The organism is Kocuria atrinae C3-8 (assembly GCF_000286355.1).
In the GTDB taxonomy this organism is placed as follows: Bacteria; Actinomycetota; Actinomycetes; order Actinomycetales; family Micrococcaceae; genus Kocuria; species Kocuria atrinae_A.
The window spans coordinates 1-1,228 of the sequence record NZ_AJXN01000014.1; the positions used below are offsets into that span (position 1 = coordinate 1).

A 1,228-nucleotide genomic window follows, 5' to 3' on the forward strand; every position below is an offset into this window, starting at 1 on the left:
GGTTCTAAGGGTGGTTGCAACACTTCCTGATTGATGTGGAGAGTGTTGTGAAGCTGTACTGGGATAAGTTGCCGTTCTATGTGAAGTTTCCCCTAGTCGCGCGTGATGTATGGGATGCTCGCGAGATGGGTTTAATAGCCGATGAGATCGCCCCACTGGTGGGATTGAAACCGCGTACTGTCCACCATTACATCGCTGAGATGGGAGGGATCCGACCGCAGGCGTGGAAGAACCCAACCCGGGTGCTTAGCTATCAAGAGCGGTGGCGGATCAAGGAACTGCTCACCGATGGTCATTCGATGCGCTCTATCGCTGCCCAGTTGGGGCGGGCTCCGTCCACGATCAGTCGTGAACTCAAACGAGGTGGCTACCGCACCACGCCCCGCCAGTACCGCCCGAACCTAGCCCAACAGATAACGTTTCTCGCCCGGCGCCGACCGAAACCGTTCAAGATCCTGACCAACCCCATGCTGTTGTCCGTAGTACAGGGGTGGTTGGACGAGAAGTATTCTCCAGAACAGATCGTGGGACGATTACAGCGTTTATTTCCCGACGAGGTAGGGATGCGCGTGAGCCATGAAACGATCTACCGAACGATCTACCTCCAAGCCCGCGGCGGCTCAAACGAGATCTCAGGGCCCTGACACGTACCGGGCGGACCTATCGTCGACCCCAGCGCAAACCGGAATCACGGCGGGGTCGAATGAAAGAAATGGTTTCGATCTGGGACCGACCCGCGGAAGCCTGGAGCGGAAGGTCCCAGGGCATTGGGAAGGTGACCTAATCGTCGGTAAGAACGGTACATCGGCCATCGGCACGGTAGTGGAGCGGTTTTCCAACTACGTGTTCCTGGTCAAACTCGCCCCCACCCTGGACCGGCCCACCTCCCTGGCCAGGCTGATGCCCAAGCTGGCCCAGCTACCCGAAACATTGCAACGATCCTTGACCTGGGATCAGGGCAAGGAAATGGCCAAGCACCGACAGATCACCATCGATTCCGGGGTGCAGATCTACTTCGCCGACCCGCATTCACCCTGCAACGAGCCACCAACGAGAACACGAACGGGCTGCTACGCCAGTATTTCCCGAAAGGCACTGACCTCTCGGTCTACTCGCAACTAGATCTCGACCTCGTAGCCGATGAACTCAACCGCAGACCGCGTAAACGCTTGCAGTTCGCCACCCCATACGAAACCCTCGAAGAGTACCTGTTGCAATGACCCATTGA

General features: G+C 57.6%; 1 pseudogene. It reads left to right on the plus strand.

Annotation, left to right across the window (positions count from 1 at the left end):
- Positions 1-125 precede the first annotated feature (125 nt).
- Positions 126-1,220, plus strand: a pseudogene (locus tag YO9_RS21840) (IS30 family transposase).
- Positions 1,221-1,228 lie beyond the last annotated feature (8 nt).